The following is a 22,445-nucleotide window of genomic DNA, read 5'->3' on the forward strand; positions in this document are numbered from 1 at the left end:
CCGCTGCGCCAGTTCTTCTCGGCCGACCCCGCGTCCGCGCACCGCCGGGGGTGGACGTCGAGGGCCCGGTGACGGCGGTGGCCGTGCGGACGCCCGAGGAGGTCCCCGGCCGCCGCGCACGCTGCCGCGCGGCGTGCTGGCCGACCCTGACGTGCCGGCACGGCCGTGGACGCGCGCTCCTCGCGGTGCTGGCGCCCGCCGCGCAGGCCGCGCACGTCGCGCGCCTCCTGCACGGCCTGTACGGCATGGCCGCGGGCATCGGGGGCCCGCGCGACGACCCAGGGGAGGCGTGGCAGAGCTGGCGGGAGGCGCTGCTGGCGCTGCGGGTGGCCGAGCACGTCGGACGGCACGCCCCGGTCGCCGACTGGAGCGCACTCGGCGTCTACCGGCTGCTGGCCCGGCTGACCCCGCGTGACCTGGCCGACCTCGCCGCCGAGTCGGCCGCGCTCACGCCCCGGATCGCGGCGAGCGTCGAGGCGTACCTCGACCACGCCGGGCAGGTACAGGAGACGGCGGCGGCGCTGGGCGTGCACCGGCAGACGCTGTACTACCGCCTCGGCAAGGCCGGGCACCTCACCGGGCTCGACCTCGCCGACGGGGAGGACCGCCTGCTGCTCCACCTGTCGCTGAAGGCGGCGGCGCTTCTCCCGTCCCACCCGTGACGGGGTCAGCCGATCCTGGTCATGACGGAGTCGTAGCCCCCGCCGCCCGGGTAGTTCCAGCGGCCGGCCATGACGTCGCCTGCGGCGTTGAAGGTGCCCCGGAAGTACGCCGGGGATCCCTTCGCGCCGAACCAGATGGTCAGCGTGTCGCCGTCGAGTTCGTAGACGTAGTCCAGGGTGTCGCCGCGGCCGGCGTAGTAGCGCGACTTGATGTCCTCGCTCGGCGTGTCCGCCCCGTAGGGCCTCTCACGGCCGATGACCTCGAAGCCGACGATCGGCTCGCCGTCCTGCTCCAGCCGGATGTCCTGGATGAGGAAGAAGCCGCCCTCCATCCAGCGGTAGGTGACCGTGCCCTCCGCGCCGCCGGTCACGCGCCATGAGCCGACCAGCCGGTCCAGCGCCCTGAGCTGCTCGTCCGGCTGCGTCGTCTCGATGATGTCCGACATGGTGTTCCCTTCTCCAGTGGTCGCGGTCTGCGATACCGCTCGTACGACGGTGCGAGCCCGGAAAGGGAATCGGTCCGCACCCGCGGCAGACATCACGATTCGATAACGGCAGGCTGGATGGAGAGCGGCAGCCCGAAGAGCGGCAGCAACTCGGGGCCGAAGGTGGTGATCTCCGTGATGAGGCCGTCCTCGGCGCACAGGACGTCGATGTTGACCGCGGTGTAGGAGGTCTCACCGGGCCGCCGCACGTAGTTCGCCACCGCGGGCTGCCGATTGACCGCGAGCGGGACGCAGTGCCACTCGCCCCAGCGCTCCTCGCCCTCCAGGACCGGACGCCACATGTCCAGCACGGCCGCCCGCCCGTCGAACACCAGGGCCGCGGGCGGCATGGCCTGCCGGACGTCCTCGCGGAGCAGCGCCGCCAGCGCCGCCAGGTCGGCGTTCCTGGAGGCGGTGACGTAGCGCTCCAGCAGGTCGAGCTCGTCGCGGCTGGGCCGGGTGGCCGCGGCCCAGTCCGCCCGCCGCCTGGGCAGCCGCTCGCGCAGCGTCGCGCGGGCGCGTTGCAACGCGCTCTTGACCGAGGCGACGCTCATCTCCAGTGCCTCGGCGGTCTCGGCCACCGGCCGGCCGACGACGTCGCGCAGGATCAGCACGGCCCGCTGCCGCGGCGGAAGGTGCTGGATCGCCGCCAGGAACGCCAGCTCGACGGTCTCCCTGGAGATGGCCACCGCGTCCGGCGCGCCCTCGTCCGGCGCCGCCAGATCAAGCAGGTCGTCCGGATAGGGCTGGAGCCAGGCGACGTCGGCCGCCGCCGGACGCCGCGGGCTCTCCGAGGCGGCCGCCGCCACCACCTCGCGGGCGCGGGCCGGGCCGGACAGGGCGTCCAGGCAGGCGTTCGTGGCGATCCGGTACAGCCATGCCCGGAACGTGGCGCGTCCCTCGAAGCTCTCCCGCGCGCGCCAGGCCCGCAGCAGCGTCTCCTGCACCAGGTCCTCGGCGTCGGTGAACGACCCGAGCATCCGGTAGCAGTGCACCCGCAGCTCGTGCCGGTGACGCGCGGCGAGCTCGCCGAACACGGCCTCGTCGCCCGCACGGACGGCCTTCGCCGTGGAGTCCGCCGTGGAGTCCGCCGTGCTGTCCGTCGTGGGATCGGCCGGGGATTCCCTGGCCGTGCCGTGCCGTCCGCTCACACCCGCCCCGCGTCTCCGCCACACACCGAGATCCTCCGGAAGGCTACCGCTCCGGAACCCGGTAGATCCGCACCCAGTCGACGTACACCGTGCCGCCGGAGGCGTCGTTGCGCAGCACCAGGCCCAACGGGGACCGGGGAACGTACGGGCCGGTGTAGTTCCACACCTGCCTGCCGTCCAGCCAGAAGGTCACCCGGCCGGGCAGCCAGTCGACGGCGATGGTGTGCCACTGGGTGAAGTCGGCCGCCGTCTCGGCCCTGGCCAGTTCCCGGTCCTGCCGGACGGAGAGCTCCGCGCGCCGCCCGCCCGCGATCCCCGCCACGCCGATCGACGCGTCTTCCGTCTCCGTGGATCGGGTGGATCGCGCGGATCGCGGGATGTCGTCCTGTGGACCGGCGTATTCCGAGTCGTCACTCCACGAGTCGTCACTCCACGAGTCGTCGTACCGCGATTCGTCATATCGGGAGTCGTCGTATTGGGAATCGTCGTATCGGGAGTCGTCGCGCCGCGAGTCTCCGTATTCGGCGGCGGCCGGCCGGGCGGACCGCAGCAGCGCGACGGGAAGCGCACCCTCATCGGCCCGCAGGCGTACCTCCCAGCGGCCGTACCGCTGGACGGACGACCCGGACAGGTCCACGCCGGCGCCACCTCCGGTGACGCGCAGCGCCTGCCCGCCGAAGTCCTCGGTCAGGGCCGGATCGCCCCAGCCGCCCGCGGAGGCGCCGGACGAGCGGGGCGACGGCGTACGCGACGGCGGGGAGGACTCCCGCGCGCCCCCTTTCGCGCCCCCGGGGGGGCGCCGGGGCGGGCGCGCGGTCCGCCCGGGGCACGTCCTCCGGTTCGATGACGTCCACCACGACCGGCCGGTCCGCGGTGCGCACGGGCCGCGCGAGCCGCATCGGCGGCTCGGTCTCGGTCGTGGGCGCGGGCGCGCCGACGGGCCGGACGAGAGGCCGGGGACGGGAAGGGGAGAGACGCTGGGGAGGGGCGCGGCGACGGGCCCGCTGGGAGGTCGCCGATCTTCTCCGCGACCGTGGTGTCGCCGATCTTCTCCGCGGCCTCGTCGCCCTTCTGACCGGCGTTCTCGCCGGCGGGTGCGGCGGCCGCGGTTGCGGTCTGCGTCGCGCTCAGCCCTGCCGCGTTCGCGTTGCCCGGCAGCGCGCCGGACGAACCGGGGGAGGACGCCGACCCCTGTGCGGTGGACTCGCCCCCGGCGTTGAACACCTTCGCCGAGTCCCCGTTCGAACAGGCCGTGGCGCGGCGATGAGCATCGCCGCCGCCACCGCTAAACCAGGCCCATGACGTGACATGAGCCGAGTTAATCACATGATTTCACTCAGATAACGGCCTAAATCCGGTAATATCGCTTGCCTTTACGCGCAGGTCTTCTCGTATACGCGGAGCAGTTCCATGCTGATTCGCTCCACGGAATAGCGGGAACGGGCGCGGTCGGCCGCGGCGTAGCCGATGGCCGTGCGCAGGGTGGCGTCGCCGAGCAGGCGGCGGATCCGGTGGGCGATCTCCAGCGGGCGGTCGGGCCGGGTCAGGAATCCGGTCACGCCGTCCACCACCGAGTCGAGGTGCGCCCCGGCGGCCGAGGCGATGACGGGGATGCCGCAGGCCATGGCCTCCAGCGCTGCCGTGCCCGTGGGAACGGTCGGCGGCAGCGACAGCACCAGGTCGGCGCTGCGCATGAGCTTGGGCATCGCGGTGTGCGGCACCATGCCGAGCATCTCCACGCGGTCCGCCACGCCGTGCTCCCCGGCGAGGGCGCGCAGCCGCTCGACGCTCTGGTCGTCGCCCCCGGCGATCACGAGCTCGGCCTCCGGTACGGCCCGCAGGGCGTGCACGGCCCAGTCGGCGCCCACGTGCCCCACGTGCAGGAGGCGGGGCCGCTCGCCCCTCGGGAACGCGGGGCCCTGGCGGCGGAAGCGCTCGATGTCCACGCCGTGCGGGACGACCGAGATGTTGCGGCGCGGCACGCCCATCCGGATCAGTTCGGACTCCTCGTCGGCGCAGGCGGCGATGACCGCCCTGGCGCGGCGGCCGATCGCGCACTCCAGCCGCCGCACCGGCTCGGCGCTGCGGTTGTCGTCGTAGTGACTGTGGAAGGTCTGGGTGACCGGCACGCCCAGGCCCTCGGACCCGGCGATGGCGGCCAGGCCGCTGGACCACGAGTAGGCGTGGATGATGTCCGGACGATGCTCCCGCCACCTGCGCCGCAGCCCGTCGCTGAAGTCCGAGATGTAGGGGAGGAGGTCGCTTTCCGACAGTTCCATGTCGGGTCCGGCGGGCACGTGCTCGACACCGTCCCCCTGGACCTTCGAGCGGGTGTAGACGGTCACCCGGTGGCCCCGGCCCAGCTCGCGGGCGATGGCGGGAGTGTCGGGAGTCAGTTCGTGCGCGGAGACGATCGCGATATCCATGGCACACCTCAAGACAGGAAGGCGTCTGAAAGAGTGTGCCTGCGTCCTAGGCACCATCGATGTAGATGGTGTTTACCTTACTCTGATACGCGCTAAACGCCTAATCGGGAAAAATCATGCGGACTCGTGCAGCCGCGACGTGGCCGGCCGCGGCCTGATCCGGCAGCCGCCCTCCTCCTGCCGGATGTCCGCGTAGCCGCAGATCAGGCGGGCCACAGGCCGTCCCCGGGCCCCTCGTCCCGGCCGATCCCGTCAGCGGGATCGGCGCAGCGTGAGGACGGTGATCTCGTCGACCGCGTGGCTGCCGCAGAAGGCCCGGTGGTCCTCCTCGATGGCCTTGACGACCGCGCCCGGGGGCTGCCCGGCGCAGCGGGCGAGGGCCTCGGTGAGCCGCTGCTCGCCGTAGTTGTCCCCGGCGGGGCTCTGCGAGCCCACCAGTCCGTCGCTGTAGAGGACGAGCGTCTCCCCGGCCGACAGCGTGAGCTCCTCCGTCGCGGGGACCGAGCCCTCCTCGAAGCCCAGGGGGACGCCGCCGCCCTCGGAGAACCGGACATCGCCGCCCGGCTGGATCAGCGCGGCGGGATGGTGACCCGCGGAGGCGAGCCGCACCTTGCGGCCGCGGACGAAACCCGCGGCGGCCATCACGAACAGGCCCGTGTTCTGCGCGACGAGGGCGTCGCTGACCTTGCGCAGAGCCTCCCCCGGGTCGTCCTCCCACACGCTCAGCACGCGCAGGCCGTTGCGGACCATGGCGGTGACGGCGGCCGCCTCCTCGCCGCGTCCCGCCGCGCTGCCGATCACGAAGCCCCACCCGTTCTTCACGGGGAACACGTCGTAGAACTCGCCGCCGATGGCACGCATGCCGGAGCCGGGGTGGTAGACGGCGGCGATCTCGAAACCGGGGATTTCGGGGAGGGTACGGGGGAGCACGCCGGTCTGCAGCGTGTCGGCGGCCTGCGCCCGGCGCTGGAACCCCTGCTGGGCCCGCATCGCCAGGCCGAGGTGCAGGCCGATCTCCTCCATCAGGCCCAGGTCGGCCAGGCCGAACGGCGGCCGGTCGCGCAGCCGCACCAGCGTGAGCACGCCGCGCGCCTCGTCGTCGGCCCGGATCGGCACGCTGAGCAGCGAGCCCGCGCGCATCGCCTGGAGCACGTCGCCGCCGAGCAGGGAGTCGTCGGCCAGCATCTCGTGGACCACGCCGCTCTGCGTCGTCATCACCTGCTCCACGACCGGCGCCAGCGCGGGCGGGGCCTCCTCGACCGTCCGCTGCAGCCGCCCGACGGGCTGGTCGCTCGGCCCGATGACCACCGACCGGACCAGGCCGCCGTCCCTGGCGACGTCCGCGATCACCCAGTCGGCCGTCTCCGCGGCCAGCAGGCGGGCCGCCCGCAGCAGGGCGACGGGCTCGCGCAGGCTCTCCTCGTCCAGCAGCAGCCCGGTCAGCCGCGACAGCAGCTCGTGCCGCCTCGCCGCGGCCAGGACAGCCGCGTCGTCGGGCACGCCCGTCTGCACGGCCGGCTCCGGCAGCTGCACCTCGGTGGGCAGCACGACCCCGGCGATCATCTCCTGCGGCTCGCCCGGCATGCGCAGGCGGCTCAGGACCAGCCGTACGGTGTGGGCGCGGCCCTGGTGGGCCAGCCGGGTCTGGAACGAGGCGCTGTCGTCGCCGTGGAGGACGGCGGCGAAACGCTGCCGGAACGCGGCGCGGGCGGTCACGTCGACGAGCAGGGGAAAGGCGCGGCCGATGAGGTAGCCGGCGGGGCTGCCGAGCAGGCGGGTGGTCTCGTTGTTGATACGGCGCACCGTGCCGCCCGTGTCCATGATGATCACGGGAATCGGCAGCGCGCGGAACACCTGGCGCAGCAGCTTCTGCTCGCGCTGACTGCCGCCGTCCCTGCGCCTGCGGCTGCGCGCCAGCTCGCTCAGCGCCTTGCGGACGAGTTCCTCGGCGGCGTCCAGCTCCCGTAGCATCGCACCCGGATCGGGATCGTCCCGTAGGGTGGCGATGCGGTCGGCGAGCCCGCTCAACGCGCGCTCGAGCTCGGCGGTGTCGGGCAAGCTGCCCCCCTCTCTCGACGTAGACGCTACGCCAAACTCCGGGTCTAATCGATCCAGCCTGGATTAACCCGGAAACTATGGGAATGGTCTTTCTACCATGGAGACGACATCCATCCTCGCGCGTGACCTCGCGGCGCTGGGCCGTGTGACGGAGGGCACGTCCGCCGAGAGCGTTCTGCGTGGCATCACCGAGGCGGTCGCGCGCGGCGTCCCCGGCTGCGCCGGCGGCACCGCCGAACTGTGGATGGAGGAGCGGGTGCTGCTCGCCGCCTCCCACAGCGAGCTCACCGTGCTGATCGACCGCGAACGCGACCTGCGCGAGGGCCCGTCGAGGGAGGCGCTGTCCACCGGGCGTCCGGTGACGATCCCCGACGTGATGCGCGAGTCCCGCTGGTCCCGCTACGCCGCCACCGCCGTCCGGCACGGGGTGCGCTCGGTCCTCGTCGTGCCGATCGCCGTGGACGGTGCCGTTGTGATCATCGGCCTGTACGGCGTGCGCCCCGGCGTGTTCAGTTCCGGCGGCTCGCTCATGGCCCTGCTGCGCGAGCAGGTCACCGTGGCGCTGGCCAACATCTGGGAGTTCGACGACGTCCTGACCGGCGCGGCGCAGATGCAGGAGGCCCTGGCGGGCCGATCGGTGATCGACCAGGCCAAGGGCATCATCATGTCGAAGAGCGGCTGCTCGGCCGAGGAGGCGTTCGAGGAGCTCAGGCGGGTGTCGCAGCACCACCAGGTCAAGGTGGCCGACCTGGCCAAGCTCCTGGTGACCGAGCACCAGCAGAAGCACGGGGGAGCCGCCCCGGCCTGAGCGGGCCGTACGCGCGTGCGGCGGCGGGGCGCGGGGGCGGGGTTCAGGCGGCGAACGCGGCCAGGGCCTCGTCGAGGGTGTCGAAAAGGGGCAGCCGTTCGGACAGGCCGGTGACCCACATCACCTTGGAGTTCGGGTATTGCACGGAGACCAGCGCGAAGTTGCCGCCGGCGGTGGTCGAGCGCTGCCAGTGGTGCACGATCAGGCCCAGCGCCCGGGAGTCCATGAACGTCACGCCGCCCAGGTCGAGGACCATGTCGGGGCCGTGGTCGTCCGCCGCGGCGTCCAGATAGTCCGAGAACTGCTCGCGTGTCGTGGCGTCGAGGACACCGTTCACATGGATCACCACGATGTCCCCCGCCATGCTGGACGTCAGGGACAGCAGTCCGTTGTTAGACACCTCGCGCCTCCTCTGCGGCAACATTACTGGTGCCGAAGGGGTGGTGATACTCCTGATTTTGGGGCAATATACTGAAGCAGAGGTCCAGCAGAGGGCCTCGTCTCGATACTGTAGCGAGGCGTGCCTTCTGCGTGGTCACCCCAGCGCGTAGGCGCCCTCGCGAGAAAATACGAGGGGACTGCGCAGATGGCTGCCGAGGTCCGTGTAGAGACCGCCAGCAATCCGACCGCCGAAGAGCTCCTGGCCGAGCTGGCCGAGGACGGACTGTCCGAGGAGCGGCGGGAACGCCTCCGTGAGAAGATCGTAGAAATGCACCGCCCGATGGCGAGGGACATCGCCCGGCGGTACCTCAACCGTGGCGAGCCGATGGAAGACCTCCTCCAGGCCGCGTACGTCGGCCTCATGAAGGCCATCAACGGCTTCGACCCCACCCTGGGCCACAGCTTCCGCGGGTACGCCATGGTCACCATGACGGGCGAGGTCAAGCGGCACTTCCGGGACCGCACCTGGGCCGTCCGGGTGCCCCGCCTCTACCAGGAGCGCCGGGCCGAGCTCAACCGGCACGTCGCCGACATGACCCAGGAGCTGGGCCGGTTCCCCACGGTCGCCGAGCTCGCCAAGAAGATGGGTCTGTCCGAGGAGGACATGCTCCTCACCATGGACGCCTCCGCGGCGTACAGCACGCTCTCCCTCGACGCGCCGATCGGCGCCGACGACGACGCCGCCGCCCTCGGCGACGTGATCCCCGAAGAGGACGACGCGCTCGACACCCTGGTGGACACCGAGGCGCTGAAGCCTCTGATCGACCTTCTCCCCGAGCGGGAGAAGAACATCCTCCTGCTGCGTTTCTACGGCAACATGACGCAGGCCGAGATCGCGGCGGAGTTCGGCATATCGCAGATGCACGTCTCACGGATCCTCCGCAAGACCCTCGACCAGCTCCGGGCGGAGCTCGTCGCGGGATGAGAGGATGCGACGATGCCCGGGACACCGTCTGTGCCAAGGCGGTGTCCCGGGGTATCTTCGTCCTGCCCACAGCCCATAGATCCTGAGACGGCCAGATTTCCGGCGGGAGGCGTGTACCGGGTGAAAGATGACGGCGTTCCCGCGCACGTCACCAGAGCGGCGAGGGAGCGTGCCTTCTCCTTAGCCGATCTGCCCGATCTGCGGGAGTTCGCCGCCGCCGAGGCGCTGCGTCGGGGCATGCGGGAGGATGCGATCGGCGACTTCCTCGTCGCGCTCAACGAGGTCGCCACCAACGCGGTCACCCACGGGTCGACCAAGGCGCGGCTGGGCATCTGGCGCGAGGGGCCGGCCCTGGTCGTCTCCGTGCACGACGACGGCCGGGAGTGGCGTCTCGAGGGCGAGCCCGGCCACGACCCGCCTCCGGAGGACGCGACCAGCGGCATGGGACTGTGGGTGGCGCGCATGCTGAGCAACGATCTCCACGTCACCACGGGGCCCAGGGGGACCACGGTGACGATGCGTTTCCTCCTCGAGTAGGGGTAGGGGACAGCCATGGCTGTCCCACGGATTCTGATCGTCGGCGGCGGATACGTCGGCATGTACACAGCACTCCGCCTGCAGCGCAGGCTCCGCCGCGGCGAGGCGCTCGTGACCGTCGCGGACCTCGACTCCTACATGACCTACCAGCCCTTCCTGCCGGAGGCGGCCGCCGGGAACATCGAGGCGCGGCACGTCGTCGTCCCGCTCAGGCGGGTGCTGAACAGATGCCAGATCCTCAGCGGGCGGGTCACCCAGGTGCGGCTGGCCGATCGCAAGGCGGAGTTCACCCCGCACGAAGGGCCCGACCTCACCATCGACTACGACTACCTGGTCGTCGCGCCGGGCTCGATCTCGCGGCTGCTGCCGGTGCCGGGCCTGGCCGAGCACGGCATCGGCTTCAAGACCATCGAAGAGGCCATCGCCCTGCGCAACCACGTGCTCGGCTGCCTCGACATCGCCGCGTCCACGCCGGACCCGGAGGTCCGCCGCAAAGCCCTCACCTTCGTCTTCGTCGGCGGCGGCTACGCCGGCGTGGAGGCCCTGGCCGAGCTGGAGGACATGGCGGCGGGTGCGCTCAAGTACTTCAGCGGGCTGAGCCGGGAGGACATGCGCTGGGTGCTGGTGGAGGCCACCGACCGCATCCTGCCCGAGGTGGGCCCGGACATGGGCAAGTGGACGGCCCTGCAGCTACGCGAGCGGGGCATCGAGATCCGCATGGGCACGCTGCTGAAGTCCGCCGAGGGCTGCCGCATCGTGCTGAGCGACGGCGAGGAGTTCGACGCCGACACCCTCGTCTGGACGGCGGGCGTCAAGCCGAACCCGCTGGTCGGCGCGGGCGACCTGCCCCTGGACAAGAAGGGCAGGATCAGGGTCGACCCCTGCCTGCGCGTGCACGGCACCGACTTCGCCTTCGCCGCGGGCGACTGCGCCGCCGTCCCCGACCTCACCCGTCCCGGCGAGTTCTGCCCGCCCAACGCCCAGCACGCCGTACGGCAGGCCAAGACGCTGGCCGACAACCTGCTTGCCACGCTGCGCGGGGAGGCCCAGCGGCCGTACCGGCACAAGTACGCGGGGTCGGTGGCGAGCCTGGGGCTCTACAAGGGGGTCGCGCAGATCTACGGGCGGGAGCTTCGCGGCTTCCCCGCCTGGTTGATGCACCGCACCTATCACCTGACGCGGATGCCGACCTTCAACAAGAAGACCCGGATCCTCATGGACTGGACGCTCGGGCTGTTCTTCCCCCGGGAGATCGTCTCGCTGGGGGCCATCGAGGAGCCGCGCAAGGAGTTCACCCTGTCCGCCCGCTCGTGACCCGAGGTGGGGGAGTGCCGCGTGCCCCCGAGGTCACCCGAGGTCACGCGGCACTCCTCAGCCCACTTCCGTCGGGGTGTCGTCGCCGGCCAGGGCGCCGGCGAACTGCGACGAGTAGAGGCGGTGGTAGGCGCCCCGCGCGGCGAGCAGCTCGTCGTGGGTGCCGTGCTCGACGATGCTCCCCGCCTCCATCACCAGGATGAGGTCGGCGTCGCGGATCGTGGACAGCCGGTGGGCGATGACGAAGCTGGTCCTGTCGCTGCGCAGCGCGGCCATCGCGTGCTGCACCAGGACCTCGGTGCGGGTGTCGACCGAGCTGGTCGCCTCGTCCAGGATGAGCAGGGACGGGTTGGCGAGGAACGCGCGGGCGATGGTCAGCAGCTGCTTCTCGCCGGCGCTGATGTTGCCGCCCTCCTCGTCGATCACGGTGTCGTACCCGTCGGGAAGGGTGCGGACGAACCGGTCGACGTACGTCGCCCGGGCCGCCGCCTGGATCTCCTCGTCGGTGGCCGGGGGTTGCCGTAGGCGATGTTGTCGCGGATCGTCCCGCCGAACAGCCAGGTGTCCTGGAGCACCATGCCGATCTGGGAGCGCAGGTCCTCGCGGCGCATCGCCGTGATGTCGACGCCGTCGAGGGTGATGCGGCCCGCGTCCAGCTCGTAGAAGCGCATGATCAGGTTGACCAGCGTGGTCTTCCCCGCGCCGGTCGGGCCGACGATCGCGATCGTGTGCCCGGGTTCGGCCACCAGCGACAGGTCCTCGATGAGGGGCTGCTCGGGGTCGTAACTGAAGGACACGTGCTCGAACTCGACGCGTCCCCGCCGGGTCGCGGGCAGCACCGGGTCGGCGGGGTCGGGCTCCTGCTCCTCGGCGTCCAGCAGCTCGAAGACCCGCTCGGCGGAGGCCACCCCCGACTGCAGCAGGTTGGCCATCGAGGCGACCTGGGTCAGCGGCTGGGTGAACTGCCGGGAGTACTGGATGAACGCCTGGACGTCGCCCAGGCTCATCGACCCGCTAGCCACCCGTACGGCGCCGACGACCGCGATGGCGACGTAGTTGAGGTTCCCGATGAACATCATCGCCGGCATGATGATCCCGGAGATGAACTGGGCGCCGAAGCTCGCCTTGTACAGGGCCTCGTTCCGCTCCCGGAACACCTGCTCGACCTCCGGGCCCCGCCCGAAGACCTTCACCAGCTCGTGGCCGGTGAACGCCTCCTCGATGTGGGCGTTCAGCGTGCCGGTGTGGGCCCACTGGGCGACGAACTGCTTCTGCGAGCGCTTGGCGATCTGCCCGGTGACGATCATCGTGACCGGGATCGTCACCAGCGCGATCGCCGCGAGCAGCGGCGAGATCACGAACATCATGACCAGCACGCCGATCACGGTGAGCAGCGAGCTCAGCAGCTGGCTCAGCGTCTGCTGCAGCGTCTGGGACACGTTGTCGATGTCGTTGGTGACCCGGCTGAGCAGCTCGCCGCGCGGCTGGCCGTCGAAGAACTTCAGCGGGAGCCGGTGCAGTTTGTCCTCGACGTCGGCCCGGAGGCGGAACACCGTGCGCTGCGTCACGTCGTTGAGCAGCCGGCCCTGCAGCCACATGAACAGCGACGCCGCGACGTACAGCGCCAGCACCCAGGCCAGGACCGTGGCGAGCGCGTGGAAGTCGATGCCGTGGCCGGGAACGACGTCCATCCCCGCGAGCATGTCGGCGAAGTCGCCGTGACCCGAGGCGCGCAGCCCCTGCACGGCCTGCTCCTTGGTCGTCCCCGCGGGCAGCCGTCCGCCGATCACACCGCTGAAGATCACGTCAGTCGCGCGGCCGAGCAGCTTCGGCCCGATGACGGAGAACACCACGCTGATCACGGCGAGGCCGATCACGGCCAGGAGCTTCGGCCGTTCGGGGCTCAACCGGCGCAGCAGCCGCCGGACGGAGGGGCCGAAGTTCATCGACTTCTCCGCCGGCATCTGCCCGCCGCCGAAGGGCCCGAAACCGCCGCCTCCGGCGGGCCGCGGTCGCATCGGTGCTGTGGGCCGTGCCGTGGGCCGGTCGCTCATACCGCACTCCCCGCGGTCAGTTGGGACTCGACGATCTCGACGTACGTCGGGCAGGTATCGAGCAGTTCGTCATGGGTGCCGATGCCGGCGACGACGCCGTCGTCGAGGACGACGATCTGGTCGGCGTCGGCGATGGTGGAGACCCGCTGGGCGACGATCACCACGGCGGCGTCGGCCGTGTACGGGCGCAGCGCGGCGCGCAGCCTGGCGTCGGTGGTCAGGTCGAGCGCCGAGAACGAGTCGTCGAACAGATAGATCTCGGGTTTGGCGACCAGCGCGCGGGCGATGGACAGGCGCTGGCGCTGCCCGCCGGACACGTTCGTGCCGCCCTGGGAGATCGGCGCCTGCAGGCCCTCGGGCATCGCCTCGACGAAGTCGCGGGCCTGGGCGACCTCCAGCGCCTCCCACAGCTCCTCGTCGGTGGCGTCGGGGTTGCCGTACCGCAGGTTGCTCGCGACGGTGCCGGTGAACAGGTACGGCTTCTGCGGCACCAGGCCGATGCGCGTCCAGAGCATCTGGGGGTCGAGGTCGCGTACGTCGACACCGTCGATCAGCACGGCGCCGGACGTCGCGTCGAACAGCCGGGGCACCAGCGAGACCAGGGTCGTCTTCCCCGACCCGGTGCTGCCGATGACGGCGGTGGTCTGTCCCGCGGCCACGCGGAAGGAGATGCCGGACAACACCGGCGCCTCCGCGCCCGGATAGCGGAACTCGACGTCACGCAGCTCCAGCTCGGCCCGGCGGTCCACCTGCCGTACGGGATGCTCGGACGGGCGCACCGACGACTCGGTGTCCAGCACCTCGGCGATGCGCTCCGCGCAGACCGCGGCGCGCGGGATCATGATCGAGATGAAGGTGGCCATCATCATCGACATGAGGATCTGCATCAGGTACATCAGGAACGCGGTGAGGGCGCCCACCTGCATCTCCCCGCTGTCCACCCGGGCGGCGCCGAACCACAGCACGGCGACGCTGGAGGCGTTGAGGATCAGCATCACGGTGGGGAAGATGAGCGCGGTCAGCCGCCCGACGCGCAGCGCCGTACCGGTCAGCTCGTCGTTCGCCGTCCCGAACCGGCGGGTCTCCTCACGCTCCCGGACGAAGGCCCGCACCACGCGGATGCCGGAAAGCTGCTCGCGGAGCACCTGGTTCACCACGTCGATGCGGGTCTGCATGGCGCGGAACTGCGGGACCATGCGGAAGACGATCAGCCCGATCGAGACCAGCAGCACCGGGACGCAGACCAGCATGAGCCACGACAGCCCGACGTCCTGACGCAGCGCCATGATGATGCCGCCGACCCCCATGATGGGCGCGGCGACCAGCATCGTGCAGGTCATCACCACGAGCATCTGGATCTGCTGCACGTCGTTGGTGTTGCGGGTGATCAGCGACGGAGCCCCGAACTCGGCGACCTCCCGCTGGGAGAAGCCGCTCACCCGGTGGAAGACCGCCGATCGGACATCCCGGCCGAAGCCCGCCGCCACCCGGGCACCGTGATAGACCGCCGCGATCGAGCAGGCGATCTGCACGAGGGACACGGTCAGCATCCAGCCGCCGGTGCCCAGGATGTAGCCGGTGTCGCCGGTGGCCACGCCCTGGTCGATGATGTCGGCGTTCAGGCTGGGCAGGTACAGGGAGGCGATGGTGCCGACGAGCTGGAACAGCACCACCGCCGTGAGCGCGGGCGAGTAGGGCCGCAGGTACGTGCGGAGCAGGCGGCTCAGCACGGCCGTGGTCCAGGGGAGCGTCGCGGGGAGGGCAAAATCATGCGGAACACGCTATATGAGCAGCTAGCTCACTCACGCATGATTTTCGGCAGGAGCGAACAGGGGCCGTCGTCCGCTTCCCCGCACAGGGCACAGGGCCGTACGGAGACCGTCAGGCGGGAGCGGGATCGAGGGCGAGGGAGAGATCGGCCAGGGCGACGACGCCGACCGGGCGGCCGTCCACGACCACCGGAAGCTGGTGCACGTCCTTGTCGCGCATCGGCTTGGCGGCCTTCACCACAGGGGCCTCCTCCGGCAGCGTGACCGGATCGCGCGTCATGACCTCTTCCACCTTGTGGGCATCTCGGTCTCCTGAGGGGACGGTGAAGCTCAAGGTCTCGCGGAAGACGTGCCTCCGCGAGACCGTGTCGCGCTTTTCAGGGGTGTGTTCTCCGGCGTTCTCCGGCGTTCTCCGGCGTTCTCCGGGGGGAGACGTTCGGTTCGGGGGGGTCAGCGACGGACGCGTCCGCCACGCCAGCCGCCGCGCCAGGAGTTCACCCCGGCGGTGCCGACGCCGGCCTGGTGCAGGGACAGCAGGCACAGGCCGAGGGCGAGCAGCGCGGTCAGGCCGATGCCGATGCTGGCGTTGAGAAGGTCGAGGAGGAAGGCGATCCCGAAGACGACCGCCGCGGCGATGGCGAGCATGGTTACCTCACTTCCGGGTCAGGTGGGCAAGTAACGCGTGGTACTCGTGCAGGGCCAGGCGCAGCGCCTCGGTGTCGCCCCGCTCGTTGTCCTTCCACTGGTCGAGCAGCGCCTGCCGACGGCTGGTGAGGGCCGACAGGGCCTCCTCCACCAGCGCGTCCGCCTGCTCGACCGATTGGCGGGGATCGTCGACGAAGCCGGTCTTGATCTCGCGCCACCGGCTCTCCAGCGCCTCGTCCAGGACGGACGCCGCGCCGGAGGCGGCGGTGGTGGCCGTGGCCGTGGCGGGGTAGGCCACCGGGCCGTCGACGGTGGCGCCGGTGGTGGCGTCGCCGGCGTACTCGGTGCCGTCCCTCTCAGGGGTGCGGCCCGTGTCGTCGCCGTGGGTGGCGTACGCGCCGGATCGCTCGGTCCGGGTGCGGGGCTCGGTGTAGTCGTCCGTGCGGCCGCCCGCGACGAGGAGGTCGCCCTCGGCCGTGTGCCTGCCGCCGGTCCGGGGCGACGTGAGGACGTCGTCGCCCGCCTGGCCGTACGGCTCGCGGAAGCGGGAGCCGTCGCCGTCCGCGTCGGCCGTTCCGCCCGTCTCCGCGTCGCCGCCGGTCTCCCTGTTCGTGCCGTCGCCGTACGCGCGGTCGCCGGCGTCGGCCGCCGTGCCGTCCGCGTAGCCGGCGGTGTACGCGTCGCTGGGGGAGTAGACCGGGCCGGGACCCTCGTGCTCGTCCCGCCCGGCGTCCGCGAGCGCCCTCTCTCTGCGAGCCTCCTCCTCGAGGGGCTCGGGGGTCTCGGGAGTCGGCTGCTCGGCGACGTTGTCGCGCTCGTCGTACCTGTTGGTCCGCATCGTCATCGCCCCGCCTTCCGTACGTCCGCGTGGTGGCCGTTCGCCGACACGCCGTCGTACCCGTCGGTGGTGTACGCGGCACTGTTGACGTGGTCGTTGAGAGGAACGTCGGCGCCGTCGCCGAGAAGCTCCTGGAACAGCGCGCGGTAGTGGACCATCGCCTGACGGAGCTCCTCCGTGGTGGCGTCCTGCCGGGCGGCGCGGCTGCTGATGTCGTGGGCCTTGCGGTAGTGGTCGAGTGTGGCGGCGTGGGCCACCGACAGGTCGCTCAGCCGCTGCTCGAACTCGTCCGTGGGATAGCCGCGCTCCGCCATCACCGCGGTGACCAGCGCGTCGGCCTCGGTCACGGCGAAGCCGGGAGCGTCCACGAACCGCTCCTGCACCTCGGTCCACTTCCTCGCGTACCGCTCCCGGGTCTGCGGGTCGAGCGGGCGGATGTCCAGCTTGGCGTGGCGCTCCTCGCGGGCGAGCAGTTCCTGCTCGGCCTCCTTACGGCTGTCGCTCTCGCGCACCGCCCGTTCGTACTCGGGCCCGAACCGGTCCTGCAGGTGGCGCCGGCGGTTGCGTGCCGACACAAGGTAGCCGACTGCCAGGATCACCAGCACGGCGACGATCACGACGGCCACCCATGCTACGGCGGTCATATCTGCCTCCAGGGGTGAATGCGTTGTTCATCCGCACTGCCCGGGAATGCAGCCTTCACGCCTTGCGTAATCGTGGATTCTGCGGGTAAAGGGCCGTTGACCAGCAGAGGAGGTAGCCATGGGCTTCGGGGCCAGTCTCGCCTTCATCGCGGTCGGCGCGGTTCTCGCGTTCGCCGTCAAATGGGACGTTCCTGGAATCGACCTTCAAATGATCGGCTGGATTCTCATGGCCGTGGGAGTCGTCGGCATGGTGCTGACCGGTCGCTACACCCGCCGTCCGCGGACGGAGGAGACGGTGGAGACCATCGAGCCGGACACGATGTACACCGTGGACCCGGCGGCCGAGCCGCACGTCCACGTCCAGGAGACCGAGTCGCACACCGCCGTCCACCCGGGCGAGCGCCACGTGCACGTACGCGAGGAGACCACGCCCCTGCCGCGCGACGGTGTGTGAGCAACCGTACGGTCAGGGCGTGGTGCCCGCCGCGTCCGCGGCCTCGCGGGCCTCGGCGAGGATCCGGGCGACGTGTGAGTCGTCCCCGGCGGGCACCTCGTGGAAGCCCCGCTCCGGGTCGTAGGCGATGTCGAGCCCGTTGTCGACCAGCCGGCTCGCCCACCGCAGGGCGGTGTTGAGCTTGTCCTTGGGGATCGGGCGGCCCTGGGTCGCGGCGGAGAGGTTCCGCAGGTTGGTGGCGGGGCCGCTCTGGCTGTGCTCGCGCCGGAGCTTCCACGGCAGGGCACGGCTGTGGTCCGTCATCGGCTTGGACAGGCCGGCGGATCGCTTCGCCTGCAGGATGCCCGACTCCGTGACACCGAAGTGCTCGGCGAGACGGGCGTTGGTCCACCCCTCGGCGGCCAGCCGGACGAGTTCTTCCTGGTCGATGCGCGCCTTCCTCCCCATGATCGCCAGCCTAGGCCCACTGGCGCGGTTCGTGTACGCACGAGGACGGAAACTGCGCTAAGGTTTGGGTGTGCCCGGGGAGACCAGGGCAACGGGACGTAGCGCAGTTTGGCAGCGCACTTGACTGGGGGTCAAGGGGTCGTGGGTTCAAATCCCGCCGTCCCGACACTGTTGTAGCAGGTCAGAGCCACAGTTCCCAAGATCGGGGATTGTGGCTTTTCTGTTGTATCACCCAGATGTCATCAAGAGTCGCCCTCCCGGACCGTGCCGCCCGGTGACAGATGTATGTCCAGCGTGTCACCGCATTCGAGGGGTTGCGTAGCCGGGTGCCGGGCCGTGTTCAAATGCGATTCGAATCTACGCTGTAAAGGCCTGCGCTGAGTGAACCGCACCGGCGGTTCTTCGCCCAGCCCACGCTTTTGGTGATCGACGAGTTCGGCTACCGAAAACTCGACGAGAGCGGGCGCAGCCTGCTGTTCGAGGTGGTCAACGCCCGCTACCTGAAAGGCTCGATCATCACGACCAGCCATGTCGGGATCGCCGAATGGGCGGAACGGCTTGGCGATCCGATGCTGGCGGCCGCGCTGGTCGACCGGCTGCTGCACTGCGGGGTCATCGTCGCGATCGACGGCCCGTCGTATCGGATGCGCGCCCACCAAGCCCGCGCTGACGCGCTGCGCCAGGCCGTCACCGCCCCAGTGGGAGGCCCCCGGTGACCGGCACCTGCCCCCAATGCGGACGCGTTTTCACCTTGACCAGCCGGTTTTCCAACCGTCGGTTCTGCGACCCCCGCTGCAAGGCCGCGTCGCAGACCGGGTAGCCCCCGTATGCGCGACATCGCCACCCGCAGCACAGGCCCCAGCCCCCGTGCAGAGCTGCCCGCACTGCCGCAAGCCGGTGGCGGTCATCAACCTGCTAGTGACACCCGCCGCCGCGTACGTCAACACGCCGTCACCGTCGGTGATATAGCGGGATCAATTACGTACTATGAAGTCCAACGACCTGGGGAATTTCGGAGAGCAGGTCTGGGAAATCTCACAGAGCGTCAACACCGTTCATACGGGGCCCGACTTCGGCGAGCTCGGTCGCGGTCTCCGTCTGCGCTCGGTTGACCGGGGTTCGGGATGGGTGTTTTCTGGAGGGAGTGGCCCCTGGGGGATGCGGACGGTACGGGGGTGGTCCGCATGTGCAGTGCGTGGGTGTGCGACAACTGCGGAACCCAGGTGGCGGCTGGCGCGCAGGCATGCAGCCGCTGCGGTCAGCCCTTCACCACCCGGACTCAGGGGGATGAACCGGCGGCGTCCTCTCCTCCTGCTTGGGCGCCTCCTGCAGCGGTTGCCGACCCGCCACGTCTGGGCGGCGGCGGCTGGATGCCGGATCCGGCGCCTCCGGCTGAAGAGAAGCGCGGACCGGTCAGAGCGCCTGCCGCTGCTGCTCCCGCCCGGCCCCCGGCCAGTGCGCCTCCCATGGTGGGCGGTGCGGTCATCGAGGGGATGGCCCGCGGTGTGCAGACACGCACTGAGCAGCGGGGGGAGTCGGACTACGCCACGGTGTGGACCTTCCGGGTGGAGCGGTATGACCAGGCCGGCAATCGAGCGATGCTCATACCGGTCGAGATGCGGGGGCGAAGGTTTGAGGGTGCTCTCAGCGAGGGGGACTGGATCCAGGCCGAGGCCGGATGCGGGGCGGCACCTTGTGCGTGAAAGAGGTACGCAACCTCACCACCGGAGCGGTCGTCCGGGCTCGTGGGATCACCAAGGCCGCCGTCATCGTCATGGTCATCGCGGCGATCCTGTGGATCGCATGGATGGCCTACGTGATATCCGCATAACCCTCTTAGCGACCATGGCCATCGACGACCTCACGGCCGGCAACCTGGACTACCTCGAGCGTTCCGGGTTCGAGCCGCCGCGTCCGGCGCCCGGCGCACGACTGACGCAGGCACCCGTCGAACTGCGGACCCTCATATGCGTCACCGGCATCGGACGGCTGGAGAAACGGCCACGGTCACCCGCCTATCCAGACCACCGGACCGGTCTGCCGGATGGTGAAGCGGGCAGCCTTCCCCGCGATGACGGCACGGTCCCGATCACGCGTGACGTGCTCGCCGCCCTGTACACCTATAAGGTGCCGCTGGCCTTCCTGGCCGGTGCCGAGCCAGGCCGGGCTTGCTTCCGTATCGGCACCTGGCTCCCGGCCGGTAGCCCCGCTTCGACCGCCGACTGCAACGGGCAACTCCTGCAGAGCGCCCTGCACACCCTGTATCCGGCCGTTGACCTGCGCGAGGACGACCCTGCGACCGGGCCATGGCCGCTCGGCGGCCTGGTGATGGGCATCCCCACCCTCAAACCCCCAGACACCGCCGACGGAGCCGCACAGTTCGACCGCCTCCTCAGGGCACTGCACCACCTACGGTGGACCGCCCTCATCCTGGCCCAGCCGGCCGACGAGGCACTGGTACACGACCTGAAACTGCGACTGATCAACGAAATGCGCGCGGCCCAGACCGCGACCAAGCTCGGCGGAGCCCCCAGCCCCCTGGCCGACCACTACCTGCAGCTACTCGGCGCGCAACTCAAGGCTTTCACCGATGCCCAAAGCACCGGCGCCTGGCGCACCGCCGTCTACCTCCTGGGCGACGCCCAAAGCTACCCGGAGCTGGCCAGCTTGTGGCGCGGCGTGTTCTCCGGCGACCGCTCCCTCCCCGAACCCATTCGCGTGTGGGACCGCGACGACGTCCCAACCCTCGCCTCCGACTGGGCCATGATCGACCCCACCGGCGACACGGACGCCCCTGGGCACTATCGCCAGCCCTTCCAGCACCAGACCCTCCTTACCTCCACCCAGTTGGCCGCCTACGTCCACTTCCCCAACCTGGAGACGAACGGCTTCGGCATCACGCAGGTCCCCGACCTGGACACCGTCCCCCCACCCACCGACAGCAGCGCTCTCGGCCTGGGAACCGTCGTCGAACGACAACGCGCCACCACCACTGCCTACGGCATCGGCCCCCGGAAACTCACCCGCCACACCTTCGTTACGGGAACCACCGGGTCCGGCAAGACCAACACCGTCTTCCACCTCCTCCAGCAGATCCACGACCTGGGTCTCCCCTTCCTCGTCCTGGAACCCGCCAAAACCGAGTACCGCGCCCTGCTGCACCACTCCCGACTCGAAACCCGCCTGCAGATCTACACCCCTGGCAATGAAACCGTCTGCCCGCTGCGCCTGAACCCGTTCGAAGTCCTGGCCGGCACGCCTGTCGCGGTCCATCTCGACCTGCTCCGCTCGGTGTTCCATGCCAGCTTCGGCATGTGGACCCCCCTGCCCCAGATCCTGGAAGCCGCCCTGCACGCCGTCTACAGCGACCGCGGCTGGGACATCACCACCGACACCAACCGCCGCCTGGACTCCGACGCCGACCGCTCCCAGGCCTTCCCCACCCTCACCGACCTCGTAGCCAAGGTGGAGACCCTCATCCCCCAGCTCGGCTACGAAGACAAGGTCACCGGAGACCTCCGCGCAGCCCTGACCACCCGCCTCGACGGCCTGCGCACCGGCGGCAAAGGCCGCATGCTCGACACCCGCCGTTCCACCCCGATCGAGGTCCTCCTTACCCAGCCCACCGTCCTGGAACTCGAAGGCATGGGCGACGACGACGACAAAGCGTTCATGATGGGTTTGTTCGTCATCCGCCTGGCCGAACACCGCCGCACTCAAGGCGACACCGAAGACCTCCGACACCTCCTGGTCGTCGAAGAAGCTCACCGTCTGCTGGCCAACACCACCAGCCCCCGCGGCGTCGACGAAGGGGAAGCGGATGTGCGAGGGAAGGCCGTGGAGACCTTCACCAACCTGCTCTCCGAGGTCCGCGCCTATGGCCAAGGCGTCGTCATCGTCGACCAGGTCCCCACCAAACTCGCATCCGACGTGGTCAAGAACACCAACCTCAAGATCGCTCATCGCATCGTCGCCGGCGACGACCGCGAGACCCTGGCCGCCTCCATGGGCATGACGTCCCTCCAGTCCACCGCCCTGACCACGCTGCCTATCGGCCGCGCGGCGGTCTTCACCGACGGCGAAGACTCCCCGCTGCTTATCCAGGTCCCCCAAACCAAGGGCGGAACGGGCACCTGGCCCACCCACGCCGAGGTACGCGACTACATGGCCCACCACGGCCTCGACACTCGCGCCGACCGCCTCCTGCCGTCCGCTGACTGCGACCAGCGCTGCCAGACCGCTCCGGACGCATGCCGTACGGCCCGCGCCCAGCTCGACGACGATCCGCGGGTGATGCGTACCCTGGCGCGCATTGTCTTCTCCGCCGTTCAATCCCGCGGCGCCCTGGACCGTACCTGGGCGGAACTCCCGGCAACCATCGAGCCCCGCCGTCCCCGGTGGTTGGACCAACAAGCTCTCCTCGCCTGCCTGGTCCACCACGCAGCCCACCGGCTCGCCGACAGCCGCGCGCCCGCGCCGGCTGGACCTACACCCAAACCGCCACGGTCGCCGACTTCATCGACCGCACCCTGACCGCCCACCTTGAGGGGCACGACGCGAGCGAACTGGCTATCGGCTTGCGCGTCCTTCTACTGTCCCTCCAAGGCAACACCCACGGCCCCTTCCAGAACTGCGCCCGCATCTGGGCCGACCGCTCTGGTCCATGCCTGTGTCACCAACCCGTCACGGAACTCACAGAAGCCGAGCACATCAAAGAGGCATGGGCCAGAACGCGCACGGCCGAGTCATATGCCGAAGATCGAGACCAAGCAGCACTGTGGAAATTC

At 70.4% G+C, this 22,445-nt stretch carries 23 protein-coding genes and 1 tRNA gene; 10 read left to right on the top strand and 14 right to left on the bottom strand.

The window, feature by feature from the left end:
* On the top strand, positions 1 to 662 hold a 662-nt coding region (locus B1L11_RS35890), incomplete at its 5' end, for a CdaR family transcriptional regulator (RefSeq protein ID WP_256863185.1).
* Between the two features lie 5 nt (positions 663 to 667).
* On the opposite strand, the gene B1L11_RS35895 is transcribed toward B1L11_RS35890, so the two are convergent.
* From B1L11_RS35895 to B1L11_RS35915, 5 genes are all read right to left on the bottom strand, one after another.
* Complete coding sequence (locus tag B1L11_RS35895) at positions 668 to 1,108, bottom strand: hypothetical protein (RefSeq protein WP_079319754.1); 441 nt, start codon at positions 1,106 to 1,108, stop codon at positions 668 to 670.
* Between the two features lie 92 nt (positions 1,109 to 1,200).
* Positions 1,201 to 2,322: an RNA polymerase subunit sigma-70 gene (locus tag B1L11_RS35900; protein WP_256863186.1), complete on the bottom strand. Its 1,122-nt coding sequence runs from the start codon at positions 2,320 to 2,322 to the stop codon at positions 1,201 to 1,203.
* 19 nt (positions 2,323 to 2,341) lie between these two features.
* Positions 2,342 to 2,935, bottom strand: a complete 594-nt coding sequence (locus B1L11_RS35905) for a glycoside hydrolase family 16 protein (protein WP_079319756.1) — start codon at positions 2,933 to 2,935, stop codon at positions 2,342 to 2,344.
* 736 nt (positions 2,936 to 3,671) lie between these two features.
* Positions 3,672 to 4,724, bottom strand: a complete 1,053-nt coding sequence (locus B1L11_RS35910) for a glycosyltransferase (RefSeq protein ID WP_079319757.1) — start codon at positions 4,722 to 4,724, stop codon at positions 3,672 to 3,674.
* Positions 4,725 to 4,976: 252 nt separating this feature from the next.
* Positions 4,977 to 6,782 carry a SpoIIE family protein phosphatase gene (locus B1L11_RS35915; protein WP_239107980.1) on the bottom strand — a complete coding sequence of 602 codons (1,806 nt, stop codon included), beginning with the start codon at positions 6,780 to 6,782 and terminating at the stop codon, positions 4,977 to 4,979.
* Positions 6,783 to 6,879: 97 nt separating this feature from the next.
* On the opposite strand from B1L11_RS35915, the gene B1L11_RS35920 reads away from it, so the two are divergent.
* Positions 6,880 to 7,590, top strand: coding sequence for a GAF and ANTAR domain-containing protein (locus B1L11_RS35920; protein ID WP_079319758.1), 711 nt, complete (start codon positions 6,880 to 6,882; stop codon positions 7,588 to 7,590).
* A 43-nt stretch (positions 7,591 to 7,633) separates the two neighbouring features.
* On the opposite strand, the gene B1L11_RS35925 is transcribed toward B1L11_RS35920, so the two are convergent.
* Positions 7,634 to 7,990, bottom strand: a complete 357-nt coding sequence (locus tag B1L11_RS35925) for an STAS domain-containing protein (RefSeq protein ID WP_239107979.1) — start codon at positions 7,988 to 7,990, stop codon at positions 7,634 to 7,636.
* Positions 7,991 to 8,176: 186 nt separating this feature from the next.
* Here B1L11_RS35925 and B1L11_RS35930 point away from each other — a divergent pair, with 186 nt between their 5' ends.
* The 3 genes from B1L11_RS35930 (at position 8,177) to B1L11_RS35940 (ending at position 10,807) form a co-directional block, all read left to right on the top strand.
* Positions 8,177 to 8,956, top strand: a complete 780-nt coding sequence (locus B1L11_RS35930; RefSeq protein WP_079319760.1) for a SigB/SigF/SigG family RNA polymerase sigma factor — start codon at positions 8,177 to 8,179, stop codon at positions 8,954 to 8,956.
* 120 nt (positions 8,957 to 9,076) lie between these two features.
* Entirely contained in the window at positions 9,077 to 9,493 is a 417-nt protein-coding gene (locus tag B1L11_RS35935) for an ATP-binding protein (RefSeq protein ID WP_179155480.1), read from the top strand.
* 15 nt (positions 9,494 to 9,508) lie between these two features.
* Positions 9,509 to 10,807, top strand: coding sequence for an NAD(P)/FAD-dependent oxidoreductase (locus B1L11_RS35940; protein ID WP_079319762.1), 1,299 nt, complete (start codon positions 9,509 to 9,511; stop codon positions 10,805 to 10,807).
* Between the two features lie 57 nt (positions 10,808 to 10,864).
* Here the strand turns inward: B1L11_RS35940 and B1L11_RS54305 are convergent, their stop codons facing one another.
* The 7 genes from B1L11_RS54305 to B1L11_RS35970 form a co-directional block, all read right to left on the bottom strand.
* Positions 10,865 to 11,233, bottom strand: a complete 369-nt coding sequence (locus B1L11_RS54305) for an ATP-binding cassette domain-containing protein (RefSeq protein WP_306291752.1) — start codon at positions 11,231 to 11,233, stop codon at positions 10,865 to 10,867.
* On the bottom strand, positions 11,230 to 12,861 hold the full coding sequence (locus B1L11_RS35945) for an ABC transporter ATP-binding protein (RefSeq protein ID WP_306291753.1): 1,632 nt from the start codon (positions 12,859 to 12,861) through the stop codon (positions 11,230 to 11,232). Before B1L11_RS35945 ends, B1L11_RS54305 begins: the two co-directional genes overlap by 4 nt.
* Positions 12,858 to 14,591 carry an ABC transporter ATP-binding protein gene (locus B1L11_RS35950; RefSeq protein ID WP_079319763.1) on the bottom strand — a complete coding sequence of 578 codons (1,734 nt, stop codon included), beginning with the start codon at positions 14,589 to 14,591 and terminating at the stop codon, positions 12,858 to 12,860. Before B1L11_RS35950 ends, B1L11_RS35945 begins: the two co-directional genes overlap by 4 nt.
* A 151-nt stretch (positions 14,592 to 14,742) precedes the next feature.
* Positions 14,743 to 14,910 carry a CBS domain-containing protein gene (locus B1L11_RS35955; RefSeq protein ID WP_143737782.1) on the bottom strand — a complete coding sequence of 56 codons (168 nt, stop codon included), beginning with the start codon at positions 14,908 to 14,910 and terminating at the stop codon, positions 14,743 to 14,745.
* Positions 14,911 to 15,080: 170 nt separating this feature from the next.
* Positions 15,081 to 15,275, bottom strand: coding sequence for a hypothetical protein (locus tag B1L11_RS35960; protein ID WP_030509495.1), 195 nt, complete (start codon positions 15,273 to 15,275; stop codon positions 15,081 to 15,083).
* Positions 15,276 to 15,282: 7 nt separating this feature from the next.
* The gene (locus tag B1L11_RS35965; protein ID WP_079319765.1) at positions 15,283 to 16,119 is read right to left on the bottom strand and encodes a hypothetical protein; all 837 of its coding nucleotides are present in this window, start codon (positions 16,117 to 16,119) and stop codon (positions 15,283 to 15,285) included.
* Positions 16,116 to 16,757 carry a hypothetical protein gene (locus B1L11_RS35970; RefSeq protein ID WP_256863187.1) on the bottom strand — a complete coding sequence of 214 codons (642 nt, stop codon included), beginning with the start codon at positions 16,755 to 16,757 and terminating at the stop codon, positions 16,116 to 16,118. Before B1L11_RS35970 ends, B1L11_RS35965 begins: the two co-directional genes overlap by 4 nt.
* 118 nt (positions 16,758 to 16,875) lie before the next feature.
* On the opposite strand from B1L11_RS35970, the gene B1L11_RS35975 reads away from it, so the two are divergent.
* Positions 16,876 to 17,211, top strand: coding sequence for a DUF6458 family protein (locus B1L11_RS35975; protein WP_079319766.1), 336 nt, complete (start codon positions 16,876 to 16,878; stop codon positions 17,209 to 17,211).
* A gap of 12 nt (positions 17,212 to 17,223) precedes the next feature.
* On the opposite strand, the gene B1L11_RS35980 is transcribed toward B1L11_RS35975, so the two are convergent.
* Complete coding sequence (locus B1L11_RS35980; protein WP_079319767.1) at positions 17,224 to 17,658, bottom strand: hypothetical protein; 435 nt, start codon at positions 17,656 to 17,658, stop codon at positions 17,224 to 17,226.
* A 92-nt stretch (positions 17,659 to 17,750) separates the two neighbouring features.
* Between B1L11_RS35980 and B1L11_RS35985 the strand changes: the two genes are divergently transcribed.
* The 4 genes from B1L11_RS35985 (at position 17,751) to B1L11_RS36000 (ending at position 22,191) form a co-directional block, all read left to right on the top strand.
* A tRNA-Pro gene (locus B1L11_RS35985) sits at positions 17,751 to 17,824 on the top strand.
* 211 nt (positions 17,825 to 18,035) lie between these two features.
* Positions 18,036 to 18,374 carry an ATP-binding protein gene (locus B1L11_RS35990; RefSeq protein WP_079319768.1) on the top strand — a complete coding sequence of 113 codons (339 nt, stop codon included), beginning with the start codon at positions 18,036 to 18,038 and terminating at the stop codon, positions 18,372 to 18,374.
* Positions 18,375 to 19,357: 983 nt separating this feature from the next.
* Positions 19,358 to 19,489 (top strand): hypothetical protein, encoded by a 132-nt coding sequence (locus B1L11_RS52795; protein WP_256863188.1) that lies wholly within the window; start codon positions 19,358 to 19,360, stop codon positions 19,487 to 19,489.
* Positions 19,490 to 19,503: 14 nt separating this feature from the next.
* Complete coding sequence (locus B1L11_RS36000; RefSeq protein WP_079319770.1) at positions 19,504 to 22,191, top strand: helicase HerA domain-containing protein; 2,688 nt, start codon at positions 19,504 to 19,506, stop codon at positions 22,189 to 22,191.
* Positions 22,192 to 22,445: the final 254 nt, after the last annotated feature.

It is taken from the genome of Microbispora sp. GKU 823, from assembly GCF_002027145.1.
Classification (GTDB): Bacteria; Actinomycetota; Actinomycetes; order Streptosporangiales; family Streptosporangiaceae; genus Microbispora; species Microbispora siamensis.

Coding starts and splice junctions, on each gene's coding strand:
- B1L11_RS35895 (WP_079319754.1), bottom strand. CDS start 1,108: ATGTCGGACATCATCGAGACGACGCAGCCGGACGAGCAGCTCAGGGCG.
- B1L11_RS35910 (WP_079319757.1), bottom strand. CDS start 4,724: ATGGATATCGCGATCGTCTCCGCGCACGAACTGACTCCCGACACTCCC.
- B1L11_RS35920 (WP_079319758.1), top strand. CDS start 6,880: ATGGAGACGACATCCATCCTCGCGCGTGACCTCGCGGCGCTGGGCCGT.
- B1L11_RS35930 (WP_079319760.1), top strand. CDS start 8,177: ATGGCTGCCGAGGTCCGTGTAGAGACCGCCAGCAATCCGACCGCCGAA.
- B1L11_RS35940 (WP_079319762.1), top strand. CDS start 9,509: ATGGCTGTCCCACGGATTCTGATCGTCGGCGGCGGATACGTCGGCATG.
- B1L11_RS35945 (WP_306291753.1), bottom strand. CDS start 12,861: ATGAGCGACCGGCCCACGGCACGGCCCACAGCACCGATGCGACCGCGG.
- B1L11_RS35955 (WP_143737782.1), bottom strand. CDS start 14,910: ATGACGCGCGATCCGGTCACGCTGCCGGAGGAGGCCCCTGTGGTGAAG.
- B1L11_RS35960 (WP_030509495.1), bottom strand. CDS start 15,275: ATGCTCGCCATCGCCGCGGCGGTCGTCTTCGGGATCGCCTTCCTCCTC.
- B1L11_RS35965 (WP_079319765.1), bottom strand. CDS start 16,119: ATGACGATGCGGACCAACAGGTACGACGAGCGCGACAACGTCGCCGAG.
- B1L11_RS35970 (WP_256863187.1), bottom strand. CDS start 16,757: ATGACCGCCGTAGCATGGGTGGCCGTCGTGATCGTCGCCGTGCTGGTG.
- B1L11_RS35975 (WP_079319766.1), top strand. CDS start 16,876: ATGGGCTTCGGGGCCAGTCTCGCCTTCATCGCGGTCGGCGCGGTTCTC.
- B1L11_RS35980 (WP_079319767.1), bottom strand. CDS start 17,658: ATGGGGAGGAAGGCGCGCATCGACCAGGAAGAACTCGTCCGGCTGGCC.
- B1L11_RS36000 (WP_079319770.1), top strand. CDS start 19,504: ATGGCCATCGACGACCTCACGGCCGGCAACCTGGACTACCTCGAGCGT.